Source organism: Streptomyces sp. NPDC058751 (assembly GCF_042746485.1).
GTDB lineage: Bacteria > Actinomycetota > Actinomycetes > Streptomycetales > Streptomycetaceae > Streptomyces.
Genome location: NZ_JBHYPZ010000026.1, coordinates 1 through 13,689, shown reverse-complemented (window position 1 = coordinate 13,689; position 13,689 = coordinate 1). Strand labels below are relative to the sequence as shown.

General features: G+C 69.3%; 7 protein-coding genes. 5 read left to right on the top strand and 2 right to left on the bottom strand.

From position 1 onward, the window contains the following. Positions 1–4,620: 4,620 nt before the first annotated feature. The 3 genes from ACFW6B_RS23595 (at position 4,621) to ACFW6B_RS23585 (ending at position 5,997) form a co-directional block, all read left to right on the top strand. A complete protein-coding gene (locus tag ACFW6B_RS23595; protein ID WP_386598513.1) occupies positions 4,621–5,214 on the top strand; it encodes a dihydrofolate reductase family protein in 594 nt (197 codons plus the stop codon). 148 nt (positions 5,215–5,362) lie between these two features. After that, positions 5,363–5,641 carry a hypothetical protein gene (locus ACFW6B_RS23590; RefSeq protein WP_386598512.1) on the top strand — a complete coding sequence of 93 codons (279 nt, stop codon included), beginning with the start codon at positions 5,363–5,365 and terminating at the stop codon, positions 5,639–5,641. Next, positions 5,641–5,997 carry a GNAT family N-acetyltransferase gene (locus ACFW6B_RS23585; protein ID WP_386598511.1) on the top strand — a complete coding sequence of 119 codons (357 nt, stop codon included), beginning with the start codon at positions 5,641–5,643 and terminating at the stop codon, positions 5,995–5,997. Before ACFW6B_RS23590 ends, ACFW6B_RS23585 begins: the two co-directional genes overlap by 1 nt. A 151-nt stretch (positions 5,998–6,148) precedes the next feature. Here the strand turns inward: ACFW6B_RS23585 and ACFW6B_RS23580 are convergent, their stop codons facing one another. Together ACFW6B_RS23580 and ACFW6B_RS23575 are read right to left on the bottom strand one after the other, a co-directional pair. Next, positions 6,149–7,360, bottom strand: a complete 1,212-nt coding sequence (locus ACFW6B_RS23580) for a S8 family peptidase (RefSeq protein WP_386598510.1) — start codon at positions 7,358–7,360, stop codon at positions 6,149–6,151. A gap of 352 nt (positions 7,361–7,712) precedes the next feature. Continuing rightward, entirely contained in the window at positions 7,713–9,584 is a 1,872-nt protein-coding gene (locus ACFW6B_RS23575) for a hypothetical protein (RefSeq protein ID WP_386598509.1), read from the bottom strand. A gap of 263 nt (positions 9,585–9,847) precedes the next feature. On the opposite strand from ACFW6B_RS23575, the gene ACFW6B_RS23570 reads away from it, so the two are divergent. Both ACFW6B_RS23570 and ACFW6B_RS23565 read left to right on the top strand, forming a co-directional pair. Further along, positions 9,848–11,887, top strand: a complete 2,040-nt coding sequence (locus ACFW6B_RS23570) for a HelD family protein (protein ID WP_386598628.1) — start codon at positions 9,848–9,850, stop codon at positions 11,885–11,887. A gap of 97 nt (positions 11,888–11,984) precedes the next feature. Continuing rightward, positions 11,985–13,421: an IS1380 family transposase gene (locus tag ACFW6B_RS23565; protein WP_386598627.1), complete on the top strand. Its 1,437-nt coding sequence runs from the start codon at positions 11,985–11,987 to the stop codon at positions 13,419–13,421. Positions 13,422–13,689 lie beyond the last annotated feature (268 nt).

The window sequence follows — 13,689 nt, the reverse complement described above, 5'->3', positions numbered from 1 at the left end:
TTCGCCCTGATCTCTGACGGTTGAGCTGACGGACGCGGACGATCCGCAGGTCGAGACGCTGAAGAGGAGGTTGCGGCGCTCCTGGGTACTGAGGGGCAGGCTCGGATCAGGTCGTGGCGTCCGGTGCTGCGCCTCGGGAACAGGAGGGCCCCGGGTGGCGGGCGCGCACGGGTCATGTGACAACGCCGTATCGGGTTCCCTGCTTCACGGCCTCGGGGGAGTGGCGTGCCGGACGCCGCGGACCTGGGCCGATCCGGAGATTTTCTGCCCCGGCAACTCCGCCGCCCGTCGGTGGCCGGCCAACTCGGCGTCCAGTTCGGCGATGCGTTGGACGGCCGCCCTCGGAGCGGAAAGGCCGTCGCCGACCGTATCGGTCTCGGCGGTCCCCGGTGCCACCTGATCGACACCGGGGCGGGCCGTAGTCCTGGCCGAGGCTTGTCGGACAGGCCGTCCAGCCGCTCGGCGGCAAGGTGTCGCCGCCACTTGCGAACCGTGTCCGCGGCCACCCGCAGATCCCTGGCGACCGAGACGATCGGCGGCACCTCGGGCCCCGCGCACGCCGGCACGATCCGCGCACGCAGAGCCAGTGCCTGGGGCGGTGCCGCCCAGCGCTCCAGCGCCGTTCGTTCATCCGCGGAGAGCCGCCACGGCTCCAACTCGGGTCCTCTGACGGGAAACTGATGCTCCATTAGCAAAAGTCATGCACCCGCTGGCGAGCCGCGACCGGCACGGGGCACCCTGCACGACGGTGCGTTTCCGCCGGGCACGGGCGGGACCGGGCGCGGTCCCCGTTCGGTGTGCACAGCCTCGACGGGGCCGAGTTGGGCCACCCGATAGGACATGTCCTGGGAACCGGTGCCGACATGAGCGCCGACACCAGCGATCCCCAGGCCGCCTCGGGTCACAGGAGGCGGCATCCCGGACTGATCTGCTCCGAAGTTGCCCGACATGAAAAGAAGTTGAGCAATGGCGGCACATCAAAGCGTAGGAGTTCGCATCTTTTGGTATTGACTGAATAGTTCAGTAAATTCGGTGAAGCTGCATGGCGGTGTGAATCGCCCACTCGGGGAGCTGAGACATGTGCTGGTTGCCGGTGTTCGTCGGAGGCCGCGGGAACAGCGGCGGGTCGCGAACCTGAGCCGCCGTGCGACGACATGTGAGGCGATGCGTCGCCGGGCCGCTCCGCTCGTCCGGAGGAGGTCCGCTCCTGCGAGGAGGGCGTCGACCGTCGTCCCGCCGCACCTGGTGGGTGCCCTTGAGCCGCGGTGCGACCGCCGACCTGTCGAAGTGGCCCGGACCTCGTGGGCGGCGGGGCCGCGAGCGACGGCCCGGCGCCGGGAACGGCCGCATCAAGATCGTGCCATCGGTGACCAGCGAATACGGGCCGTCCATTGGTGAAGCGGCACACGGTCAGGTGTCGTCGATCGCCGTTGTTCAGGGACGGCATGGGCTTCTGTTCCAGCACATAAGAGCGGCCACGTGCTGCTTTCCCGGATCTCCCCCACGATTCCAAGCCGGACCAGTAGGTGCGAAAGAGAGGATTTTTGTCGCTATCCTCTTGTTCTGCCCGGGCTGAACGGGTTTCCTGGTGAAGTGTCGTCGGAGGGGTCCAAGTGTTCGTCGTCCAAGGATCATCCACCACTGCTGTTGTGCGCGGTACCACAGGAGAGCCGGTGATTCTGCTCTCGGGGGAGCTGCCGGAGTGCCTGACGGCCGCAGCCTTGGATGATGTAATGAACATGGCTTTGGCAGTTCTCAGCGGAGACGAGATGAGACTATTCAGATCATGCCTAACAGCCTTGTGCTGCGGTGAAAAACTGGAAGAGCGTCGCATTGAGGTGAGTGGAGCGGTCCTGACAATTTTCAGAAGATGACCTGGACGCTTACCCTCATTCTCACAAGAAACGATCCTTCGGTCGGGGCGGGAAGCGTACGGCTTGACGAGCTTCGTGGGCACGGACCGGGATGGAGACGGCAACCCTGTTATCCATATTGGGTGATGAATTTACTGTGATTGCCTGACCGGGGGATCTGATGTTCGATCGTGTGATGTGCCGTCCGTGCGGCTCGCCCCTGGGCAAGGGGAGCGGTGGGGCATTCGACCTCCTGGGGCGGGTCGGCCGAGTGGCCGGCGGAGGGGCGCTCTGCCCGTGCGGTTCTGACGATGGCGCGGGACGACGCCGCGTCGCACAGGGCACTGCCCGCCGCATGACTTTGCATGGCGGCGGGCAGTGTCGCAGTTGATGGCCCGAGGTCACCGGAGCCAGACAGGTACGCAGACCCAGCGGTTGTTGTGGTGCTGTCCCCAGCCGTGACGGTGGTTCCAGAAGCATCGGCGGCCGAGGTCGCGGTCCCCGTGCCAGCCCCGGTCGTAGTGGTAGTTTCCGTGCCGGCCGCGACCCCTGTCGTAGTCTCCGTTCCAGCCGCGACCCCGATCGCGGTATCCGTCCCAGCCGCGGCCCCGGTCGCCGACACGGCTCCTGTCCCCGCCGTGGTCTCCGCCGCGGTCACGAGACTCCAGGGGGGAGCTCGCGACGACGTTCGGCACCTTGAGGCCGGGAGCCGGAGCGGCTGCCGCCGACCCTGCGAGCGGCAGAATGACGGCCCCGGCCGTCAGAACTGCGGCAGCCAATGTTCCAGCCATGCGCTTCACTGATTGATCCTCCTTGAATTTCTGGGCAATCTCTGCCCGGAAACTGACAGTACCCGCAGCTTTTGGACTGACGATCCAGGCGATCGGCGTCGTGTCCGATGGTTCTGCATGGCCCCCGAGGATCTAAACAGCAGGTCGGAAGGCATGAGCGAGGCTTCCAGCGCTTTCATTTTCTCTGGAAATTGATCAGCAAAAACACCCGACCGGCGGACGGGCCGTGCGAGTCGAATGAATGGGCCCCTCGGTGGATTGGCGAGACGCTCATCAGGGATCCTGTTCCTTGATTCCGGATGTAAAGTGCCCTGCTTTTCGAGGATACGGGTCGTCCGTTTTTATCGCACCCAGCAGGAAAAACATCGAGAAGGCATAGTCTTTGCTCGACCGAAATGCCCCGGCTTTTTCGGAGTACTTTTTTCTTGGATTTCTCGTATCTTCCCGGGCTGCTTCGAGAGGCTGCGCATCCAGGAAGGCGGGCCCCGGACCGGACACGCCGTCGGTCGCGTGGCCGGAGAGCCTGGCCCGGATCGAACGGTCGACGGCGGCGGACGGACCGGCGGGTGTCCGCGGTCCTCGCGACCGTCGGTCTGACCGGAATCGCCCCGGCGCCGTTCGCTGGTCGGGGTGACGGGGGCGTCGCGTGCCCGATCGACGGCTTCGGGTGGGTGGGCAAACGGAACGGCTGTCGGTCCGGGGCGATAAAGAGGAGTGAAAGTAGGAAAATATGAACGAAATCCGAACTTTCTGACCGCTACTTCGCTGATTTCGCCCCGCGTGCAACTGGCTCGTGAGCGAGAAAGCTGTCGAAATGTGAAACGGCGGGGCTTGTTCCGACGGGAACTGCAATCGCGCCTGTGCGTTGCCCTGCCTCTACCGATCTGGACGTCCTTGGTGCTACGGTCGATCGGTTCGCAATGTAGAAGGCGGTACGGTCGGGGAGGAATTGATGATCTCAACTGCCTCGGAGTTCGCCGCATGGCTCGCGGAAATGTCTGGCGATCGGGAAAAAGTATTCAACGACTGGCGTGTGAGTGGATGTGGAATGGCCATGCTTTCGGCCGGCGCGTCCTGGGATGCGGTCAGATTTCCGGAGGTAAAGGCGTATCGGGTATACGTCGGCCTGCTCGGCGCCGCGGACCCCATCGGTCCTGTGCTTTGGGATTCCTGGTGTCGGCAGGTGTATTTTCTGATCTCTCCGGGGCGGTCGCACCTGTTGCGATCTCTCGACGTGCGAGTGGTTTCCCGGGGCGGATGGCTGGCGGTTCCGGATCCGAGGCGGTACGGGAGTAGGTTCGTGTGGATCGTGAGCAGCCCTAACAAGCAGCTGACCTGCCCTGGACGGCTCTACCTCTCCGCCGTGGAGGCTGATTCAATCGCTCCTGGTGATGCTGAGTACTGTTCCGGCACGGCCGGTCATATTTCTGCTTGGGCGTATGTTGCGACCGGAAGCCGGATGAGCCGAATTTTCTAGCGCTTCCTGATCTGGATGTTGTCGCCCTGAATGGATCGATGCGGTGGTAATGACTTGTGGAGGGGTCGCTGCCTTCATTTCTCGTGCGGTGCCTGCGCGGTGATGCATGACGGTCGAAACGCCTCTCGTGGCGGATCGGCATCGACTCCATGAGGCGGCGCCCCTCCGGAATGTACTCGTCGAATAGGCCGGTGTGTCGATATTCGGTCTGAGATTTCACGGGAATGCCGCGGGCCGTTGCGTGTGAATCTGTCCTGGAAGGGCAGCGGGGATGTGCGCCTCGGACTTTATTCGCGGAGCGTCTGATCCAGTTCTGTGACCGCATAGGTTTGCCGATTCGGCAGTTCGGTGGTCGTGGTGGTTGGAAGGCGGTGATGTCCGTTCGCCCCGTGGATGTGAGGGGGCTGAGACCCGCCCTTTTATCCGCTGGTCGATCCGCGAACCAGCTGCTTGTCTGAGAGTCGGTCCCCACCGCAAGGGCACCGCCGAGACGCCGACTGTGCTGAAGCCGATCCGCGCCGCCCGGCCCGATGGCGCCCCCGACCTGGTGGGCTGCTCCCGTTATGTTTTTCGCGGTCCTGCAAGAGGGCCGCTGGCCTCCGGGCCCGGGGGAAGCCGGGGCCTGGACGACTACTTCACCCGGGACTTCGGCCACAACATCGGCGCCGAGATCATGGGCCGCAACGAGTTCGGACCCCAGCGCGGCCCGTGGCGCGACCACGGCTGGCGCGGCTGGTGGGGTGACGAGCCGCCCTTCCGCACACCGGTGTTCGTCCTGACCCACCACGAGCGTCCGTCGTTCACGCTCTCCGACACCACGTTCCACTTCGTGGACGGCGACCCCGCCACCGTTCTCGCGCGGGCGAAGGAGGCCGCGCAGGGCAAGGACGTCCGGCTCGGCGGCGGAGTGACCACCGTCCGGGAGTTCCTCGACGCCGGTCTCGTCGACACCCTGCACGTGGTCGTCTCCCCGGTGAAGCTCGGGTCCGGGCTGCGCCTCTGGGACTCGCCCGAACAGCTGCTGGACCGGTTCCACATGGAGGCCGTTCCCAGCCCGAGCGGCGTGACGCACCACCTTTTCTGGCGCAGGTGACGGGAGAGCTGACGGGCTGACCCCACCGATGCATCCCCATAGTTATTGCAATCTATATGCAATAAAGGCGTGGGACGCCTCCGGACGATCACGCATGGATGCACATCCCGGTGAGTCATCACCTGTGCCTGGGTGCGTCTTGCCTTGCATGAACACGGCCGACGCCGTGCGCGGGTGGGTCCACGGCTGGACCGTTTCGCGCGGCACGGCCGAACCTGTCCCCGCGGCCTGGGGGTTCACCGTCGACGTCGGCCTGCCCGGGCACGTCGTACGTCACGCGCTGTCGGCCGCCGACGAAGCAGCCGTGCGCGAGATCACCGAGAACACGGCCGCCCCCGGTGTCTGGCTGAAGGTGCCCGCTCCACCGGACGTGCTCGAACCCTGGCTGGGCCCGGCTGGTCCCTCGCCGGCGGCCCCAGTTTCCTGATGTCCGCCCCTTGGCGCCCCGCCCGTGCCGAAGCCCCACCGGTGATCGCCGAGGGCTACCGGCTGGACACCTGGACCCGGGCCGGCGTCACGCGCGTTCTGGTCCGCTCCGCCGAGGGAGCCTTCGCCGCGCGCGGTCACGTCACCGGCCCTGCCCATGTCGTCGACCAGGTCGAGACCGACCCCGGTCATCGGCGCCGCGGTCTGGGACGCCTGGTGATGCACACGCTCGCGGGCATCGCGGCCGGACAGGGGGCCACGACGGGTGTGCTGGTCGCGACACCGCAGGGCCGGGCTCTGCACGAGACGGTGGGGTGGCGCGTACTGGCCCCGCTGACCGGTGCCGTACGGAGCTGAGGCCCGGCCGGAAGATCCGGCCGGGCCTCTCACGTGAACCGACGGTCACCCGTCACGCCACGGGTGAGTCACCGCTGCGACGCCCCCGGGAAACGTGCCTCGTGGGCATGGGGCCTTCCCGGCCCGGCGTCGGCCGGGCCCGCATCCCCGTTCAGGGAACGAGCTTCAGCAGCTTGTTCGGGGAACCCGATCCGACACCGCTGAGGACCCCGCCGGTCGCGCCGCCGACCAGCGCGCCGCCGACCGTCGCGGGGGAGGAACCCGGGTGGGCCGTCAGGTAGAGGGCGGCGGCGCCGGAGACGTGCGGGGCGGCGAACGACGTGCCGTTGCCCGTGTACGTGGCCGAGTCGGAGCTGTTCCAGGCCGCCGTGATGCCGGAGCCGGGGGCGAAGAGGTCCACCCTGGAACCGTAGTTGGAGTAGCTCGCCCGCGCGTCGCCGCTCGTCGTCGCGCCGACGGTCAGCGCCTCCGCGACCCGGGCCGGGGAGTAATTGGACGCCAGGGCACCCGAGTTGCCCGCCGCGATGGAGTACGTCACCCCGGACGCGATCGAGTTCCTCACCGCGGTGTCCAGCGAGGCGCTGGCTCCGCCGCCGAGGGAGACGTTGGCGACGGAGTCGGCCACGTGGTTGGCGGTGATCCAGTCCACGCCCGCGATGACGCCGGCGGTCGTACCGGAGCCGTCGTCGCCGAGGACCCGGACGGCGACGACCTTCGCCTTCTTGGCCACGCCGTAGGTGGTGCCGGCGGCGACGGTCGCGACGAAGGTGCCGTGGCCGTAGCCGTCCTGCGCGGTGGCGTCGTTGTCGACGAAGTCCCATCCGTACGAGGCGCGGCCCGCGATGTCCTGGTGGGTGATGCGCACACCGGTGTCCAGGACGTACACGGTCGACCCGCTGCCCCCGGTGTCGGGGTAGGAGTAGGTGCCGCTCAGCGGAAGGTTCGTCTGGTCGACGCGGTCCAGGCCCCAGGGAGCGCCGGTCTGGGTGCCGGTCGTGCGGACGACCTGGTCCTGCTCGACCGAGGCGACAGCGGGGTCGGCCGCCAGCCTCCTGGCCTGGGCGCCGGTGAGACTGACGGAGTAGCCGTTGAGGGCGGAGGTGAACGTCCGCTCGACGGTGCCCCCGTACTCGGACACCAGGCCCTTTCCGCGCGCGGCGGTGGCCTTGAAACCGACGTTCTTCTTGAGCGTGACGATGTAGCTGCCGGGAACGGCGTGCGGGGAGTTCGCCCCTAAGACGGTTCCCTCGGCCGGTGCGGCCTGGGCGGGGAGGGCGGAAAGCGTGCCGACTGCGGTCGCGACGGCGGCCGTTGTGGCGATCGCCGTGGCGATGCGCCGCTTCATGGTGCGCACTGCTGCCATGTGGGGAGGTCCTTTGCGATCGGGCGGGGGAATCGTCGTGTGGATCCCCGCCGAACCAGGTGAGGCACTCGGGTCGGTGCCACGGAGCGACCATGGGGCACCGGCCCGGTCACGGGACAGTGATGACATGCATCCGACATGAACCTGTCATGCCGGGTCATCCTGTGCAGCACTGCGGCCACGGGAGGTCATGTCCGCTTGATCTGCGGCGAACCTCAAGTGGCCATGCCTGTAGGCGAGTTCAGTCCGGCGGCGGGGTGAAGTCCACCCCCGGGATATGCCGGAGCGGGAAGGGGGCCCAGTACCGCTGCCGCGCCGTCGGTTCTGGCGACCGTCGGTGCGACGGCGGCCGTCAGGCCTTCGACCCCTGGGCCTCGCGGACCAGGCGCCAGGCCTCGGCGAACAGCGCCGGGAGCGTGTCCGGCAGCAGCTCGAAGTGCCGCACACCGTCCCCGGAGAAGTCCAACCGGGCTCCGATCAGCGGTGCCTTCCAGGTCTCCATCGGCGGCAGGGGCTTCTTGGCGTGCGCCCACGGGCCGGGCAGGAAGAGCGTGCGTCCCGCGCGGGCCCTGCGGTCCTCCACCACCAGGGCGCGCGCCACCAGTTCGGCCGCGGCCGCCTTGTGGCGGGCCGGACCCCAGGCGTTCCAGCGCCGTACGTTGCGGTCCGACGGCACGGGGAGCAGCAGGAGCTGGAGGTAGAGGGTCGCGGCGTCCTCGGACAGGCCGAGGGTGGCGGCGACGTCGGCGACCAGGTCCGGGGCACAGGCGCGCGGGTCGGACTCGTAGCGGCCCGGAGGCAGGTCTCCGGCGGCGATGCGGGCGGTGACGCGGTCACAGGTGCCGTCCGTCAGCAAGTCCTGGCGCCGGGGCCCAGGGCTGTGGCGTTCCACGCTCTCCTGGAAGAACCCGGCCGACGCGTCGCCCGCGGCCAGCACCCGGCGCAGGTGGCGGACGACCTCGGGCATCCCCTCGCGCACGGGGTCCCCGGCGGGCAGATCCGCGTACGCCCACGACAGGCCGGCGAAGACGGCGTCCACGACGGGGTCGGCCTCGTAGTGGCTCGTGACGTCCCACGGGGTCCGCCGGCCGGTCCGGTCGAGCGTGCCGGGCCGGACCCGCGGGCGGAAGCCCGGCGGCAGGCCGGAGCCCGCCGGGTCGAGGAACAGGTGGCACAGATGCGCCGCCGGCATCCTGGCCTCCAGGCCGAGTGCGGCCTGCCACGTGCTCCACGGCGGGGTCGGGCGGGCCCCCTGCTGCTGTGCCCAGGCCGCCGCGATGCGCTCCGCGACACGGGCCGGACCGCCCGGTTCCCACAGGTCCGCGGGGTCCTCGGGCATCACGTCGGCGAGCAGGGCGAGCCGCCCGTCATCCCCCAGCATCCCCAACTCGTCGTGGGCCGAGTTGAGTTCACCCTGCTTGAAACCGAGCACGGTACGTTCGTGCTGGTCCAGGAAGGGCTCGTGCCAGCTGCCCGCACCGGGGTTGCCGGCCAGGGCGAGGGCCGCGGCGGGGCGGCTCAGCCCGGTCGCCTCGCTCAGGGCCACCACCGCCTCCGCGTCCCAGGCGACCGGGCCGCGCTCCCGGACGAGCTCCACCAGACGCCGTAGCTGCCCGGGAGTTCCCCAGCCGCGGTGGCAGTCCATGACGTGGAGCGGTTCCTCGGGGCGGGGGGCGGCCTCGCCGCCGGGCAGCAGGGCCTCGAAGTAGAGGGTTCTGCGTGCTCCCGGCAGATGCAGGCCGAAGGAGACGCCCTGGTTGTCACGGGCGTTGAACGAGACCTTCCCGGCGAGCCGGCCCACGCGGAAGCGGTAGGCCGGATCGGCGAACGGCGTCCGCGCCCACATCTCCAGGAAGCCGAGCACCACTCCGCGGCGCTCGGGTCTGGTCGCGGGGGACGCCGCGCGCAGCGCGAGCCCGCCCACGCGTCCTATGGCCTCCGTCCAGGTGCCCGATCCGGGCAGACGGACCTTCCGTCCGGAGGGATCGGGTGCCCAACTGGCCTTGATCTCCTCCCAGTTCCCCTCCGGGGACAGATGGACCTCCTGTTCGTCCGGACCGAGCGCCCGGCCGCCTTCGACGTAACCTCCGATGCGCTCGATGTCCTCGAAGGTGCGCGAGTTCCAGCCGTGCGGGACATGGACGAGACCTCCCAGCGCGCCGCCCAGGGCGCGGCCGTCCCGGATGTGGGGAGGCAGGGACGGAGCCGTGTCGATGTCGTTCATGGGTCCGATCATGGCGGACGGCACTGACAGCGGGCCGCGCGGGCCGTGGCCCGCGCCTCCGGTGCCCACGCGATCGGCCGCGGCACGAGAGGGCATGGCAGTGGTGCCGGAGGTCCGACCCGGGCAACTAAGTCAAGCCTTACTTTCAGGGAAATCCGGCTGCATAGTGGAGGGCCGGATCAGGAGGAGGAGAACTGCTGTTGCCACAGTTCGACGAGGGTGCCGCAGGACAGGTCGAGGCGGAGCAGGCTCACGTGGCCGCGATGTACGGGCTGCTCGACGAGCGGATGGCGGAGGCGCGGGCGCAGTTGGCGGAGGTACTGAGGTCGCCGGCCGACAGCGCGGGCGAGGTGTACGAGAGGGACGCCACCGCGGAGCGTCTGGCACGTCGGCTCCGCCGGCTGGAGGGGGCCGCGGAGGGGCTGGCGTTCGGCCGGATCGACGGTGCGGACGGAACGGCGCTGCACATCGGACGACTCGGGCTGCACGTGCCCGACCGGGATCTGCCCCTGCTCCTCGACTGGCGGGCGGAGGCGGCGCGGCCCTTCTACGAGGCGACGACCGTCCATCCGATGGGGCTGCGGCGCCGCCGTCACCTTCGCCTCCAGGACCGTGTGGTGCGCACGGTGAGCGACGAACTCCTCGACGGATCGGCGGCCGCGGACGACGACATCATCGGCGACGGTCCCCTGACCGAGGCGCTGGAGGCACGCCGCACGGGACGGATGGGCACGGCGGTCGCGACGCTGCAGACGGAGCAGGACGCCGTCGTCCGGTCCCCGTACCGGGGGGTGACGGTGGTGCAGGGCGGGCCCGGCACGGGCAAGACCGTGGTCGCGCTGCACCGGGCGGCGTACGTGCTGTACGCGTTCCCGGGCGTCGCCGCGCGGGGCGTGCTGGTGCTCGGGCCGAACACGCGGTTCCTCGACTACGTGTCCCAGGTGCTCCCCTCGCTGGGGGAGAACGACGTGCTGCTGGCGACCTGCGCGGAGCTGGCCGGGGTGGTGCCCACGGCCGTGGAGCCGTTCGACGTCGCGCGCCTCAAGGGGAGTTCGGCGCTGGCCGAGGCGCTGGCGGACCTGGTGCGCTCCCGTCAGGCACCCGACGGCGGTTTCGCGGTGCGGGTCGGGCAGGAGTGGGTCCGGCTGGAGAGCGCGGACGTCGCGGCGGCACGGGAGGCCGCGACGGCGAGCGGCCTGGCGCACAACCGCGCGCGGGAGGTGTTCAAGGAACATCTGATCGGCGCGGTCACGGACGCCCTGGAGCGCGGTGCCTTCGAAGCCCTCGAACGCATCGACGCCGAGATCGCCGAGAGCACGGGCCTGGATCTCGACGCCGTGGCCGGGGCCGGCCTGCGGGCTCTCGGCTTCGACGACGCTCCGGCCGCCGACCCGGCCGAGGTGTTCGACGCCGACGCCACCCGTGCGAACCTCATGGGCGACGCCCACGTCGACCGCGCGGTGGAATCCCTCTGGCCGCGTCTGACGCCCGAAGGGCTCGTACGGGCCCTGCTGACGGACGTCCGCACGATGACCAGGCACCTGACCCCGCTCACCGACGACGAGATCTCCCGGCTGGTGTGTCCTCCCGACGCCCCGTGGACCGATGCCGACGTGGCGCTGCTGGACGAGGCGGCAAACCTGGTGGAGGGGCCGCCTGAGCAGTCGTTCGGGCACGTCGTGGTCGACGAGGCCCAGGAGCTGACCGCCATGCAGTGGCGGATGGTGATCCGCCGGTGTCCGGCCAGGTCGATGACGCTGGTGGGCGACTTCGCCCAGGCGGGCGCCGCGACGGTGGCGAACGACTGGTCCCAGGCGCTGGGCCCGCACCTCGGCGACCGGTTCGCCCTGCACACGTTGACGGTCAGTTACCGCACGACCCAGGAGATCCTGGCGGCCACCCACGACCTGCTGTCGCGGATCGCCCCCGGACAGACCCCCAGCCGGTCGATCCGGCACGGGGAGCCTCCCCGCCACCTCACCACGACACCGCGCGACGTCACCGCCACCGTGATCGAGGAACTCCGGGCGCAGGCCGCGGCCCACCCGGGTGAACTCCTCGCCGTGATCTGCGCGGACGAACGGGTCCAGGAGATGGCGTCCGCCGGTGTCACGCGGTGGGCGCGCCTCGTGCCGGCGTCCGAGGCCCGCGGCCTGGAGTTCGACGCGATCGTGGTCGTCGCCCCCGAGGAGATGACCGAAGCCCGCCCCAGCGGCGAGCGCGACCTGTACGTCGCCCTCACCCGAGCCACCAAGAGACTGTGCACGATCGCCGCGCCCCCGACGCCGCAGCCCGTCTCGTGACGCCTAGCCTCGCCGTTTCGCTTGGGTACGACAGCTGTTGAGGCGGAAATACGAAAGTGCCTTCCTGACCTGGGACGATGAACCTTGCTGAGGGGTTCTGTCGGTCCAGGCGGAGGGCACTTTCTACGTGCAGGCTATCGGGTTGCGTCCCAGGGGTCAGGTCAGTGCCGACGGTTCGGGGGTGGTCGGGCATGCCGGGGCACGGCTGCTGGCGGATCTCGCTGATGCCACCGGGCTGACCGCCGGGTACTCCGCCGCACTCCGGTTGCTTCGGCCGCGCGGGACCGGACATGATCCGGGCCGGATCGCCACCGACTTGGCGGTGATGCTCGCCGACGGCGGCAAGGCCATCGCTGACCTTGCTGTACTGCGGGACCAGGCAGCAGTCTTCGGCCCTGTCGCTTCGACACCGACGGCCTGGCGGCTGCTCGCCGATGTCGACGAGACGGCCCTTGCCTCGCTGGCCTCTGCCCGCGCCCAGGCCCGGGAGGTCGCCTGGCTGCAGGCCGCCGAGCACGGTGAGGGCATCCCCGCCGCCCGGGCTGCGGGACGCACGCTGCCCGGTCTGGTCCTGGACCTCGATGCCACGCTGATCACCTGCCACTCCGAGAAACAGCAGGCCGCACCCACCTACAAAGGCGGCTTCGGCTTCCACCCGCTGCTGTGCTTCCTGGCCAACACCGGCGAGGCACTGTCCGGCCGACTGCGGCCCGGCAACGCCGGCGCCAACACCGCCACCGACCACATCACCGTGCTCGACCAGGCACTCGCCCAGATCCCCGACGCCCACCGGCACGGCACCGACATCCTCATCCGCACCGATAGCGCCGGATCCGCGAAGGCCTTCCTCGCCCACGTCCGCGACCTGCATAAACGAGGCATCCGCACCTGTTTCTCAGTCGGATACGCCATCACCGGAACGGTCCGCCGCGCCATCCGGGCCATGCCCGACGGCCTCTGGCATCCCGCCCTGGACCAGGACGGAACGCTGCGTGAGGGCGCCGAGGTCGCCGAGCTGACAGGCATGATCGACCTGGACGGCTATCCGAACGGCACCCGCGTCATCGTGCGCCGGGAGCGGCCGCACCCCGGAGCCCAGCTGTCCCTGTTCGACCAGGACGAGGGCCGGCGTCATCAGGTGTTTCTCACCGACACTCCCTACTCCGGTGGCGGCTCGGCCCAGTTCCTGGAAGTCCGCCACCGAGGGCATGCCACCGTCGAGGACCACATCCGGTGCGGCAAGACCACCGGCTTCGGCCGTTTCCCCTACCGCGACTTCCACGTCAACGCCGCCTGGCTCGAACTCAGCCTCACCGCGATCGACCTGCTGGCCTGGACGCGCGTCCTGCTGCTGGACGGCGAACTCGCGGCTGCCGAGCCGAAGAAGCTCCGCTACCGGCTGCTGCACGTCGCTGCACGCCTCACCCGCGGCGGCCGCCGCCTGCACCTGCGGATATCAGCCACCTGGCCCTGGAGAAACGAACTCGCCACGGCCTTTCATCGCCTGGCCACACTGCCCCGCCCCGCCGGCTGACCGGCAACACCACCTGACCGCCACGACCCGAAGGACCTGGAGAACCCGACCACCGCGCCGGGCCTCCACCATGCCCGAGCACTCAAATCGAGTCGCCCACCCGACAGCTGACGATCAGCAACGTCTCATCACACCAACCGAAACGGCGAGGCTAGGGTTGCCGAGCAACTGCTCTCCATCCCTGATCTTGCAGGGTATCCCCGGCTTTAGCAGGGGAGGGAATGCATCCTTGGCCCGGAGCCGCGAAGCGGCGGGGTTCTCTGTGGCT